The organism is Actinomadura sp. 6K520, assembly GCF_004349245.1.
In the GTDB taxonomy this organism is placed as follows: domain Bacteria; phylum Actinomycetota; class Actinomycetes; order Streptosporangiales; family Streptosporangiaceae; genus Spirillospora.
The window spans coordinates 1-899 of the sequence record NZ_SMLC01000419.1 but is presented as its reverse complement, the minus strand read 5'-3'; the positions used below and the strand labels follow the sequence as shown (position 1 = coordinate 899).

At 69.5% G+C, this 899-nt stretch carries 1 protein-coding gene; it reads right to left on the bottom strand.

Going from position 1 to position 899, the window contains the following annotated elements; all coding sequences use genetic code 11:
- A partial coding sequence (locus E1289_RS37770; protein WP_131988990.1) for a ribonuclease J occupies positions 1–899 on the bottom strand: 899 nt, incomplete at both ends.

Genomic DNA, 899 nt, shown 5'->3' with positions numbered 1-899 from the left:
CCGGCCGAGGCGTGCCCGGACACGTGCACCCGGGCGTTCTCCTTGTGGACGACGTTGGCGCCCCACCGGGTCAGGCCGTTGATGACGCGGTTGATGGCCGTCTCGTTGCCCGGGATCATCGAGGACGCCAGCACCACGGTGTCGCCGGGCTCGATCCGGATCTGGTGATCACGGTTGGCCATCCGCGACAGCGCCGCCATCGGCTCGCCCTGCGAGCCGGTGCACACCAGGACCGTGCGGTCGTCCGGGACGCCGTTGAGCGCCTTGGCGTCCATGATCAGATCATCGGGGGCGGTGAGGTAGCCCAGCTCGCGGGCGACGCCCATGTTGCGGACCATCGAGCGGCCGACGAACGCCGCGCGCCGTCCCGCCTGCGCCGCCACATCGAGGACCTGCTGGATCCGGTGCACATGGGAGGCGAAGCTCGCCACGATGATCCGCTTGCGGGCGGCGGCGAAGACCTGCTCCAGCACCGGCTTGATGTCCCGCTCGTGGGTGACGAACCCGGGCACCTCGGCGTTGGTCGAATCGATCAGCAGCAGGTCGATGCCCTGCGCGCCGAGTGCCGCCACGCTGGGCAGATCGGTCAGGCGGCCGTCGAGAGGGAGCTGGTCCATCTTGAAGTCGCCGGTGTGCAGGACCGTGCCCGCGCCGGTGGTGATCGCGACCGCGAGGCCGTCGGGAATGGAATGGTTCACCGCGTAGAACCGGCAGCTGAACGGCCCGATGGTCTGCTCGTCGCCCTCCTTGACCTGCAGGCTGTGCGGGCGCAGGCGATGTTCGACCAGTTTCGCCTCGATCAGCGCCAGGGTGAGACGCGACCCGATGAGCGGGATGTCGGGCCTCTCGCGCAGCAGGTAGGGCAGGCCACCGATGTGGTCCTCGTGGCCGTGCGTGAG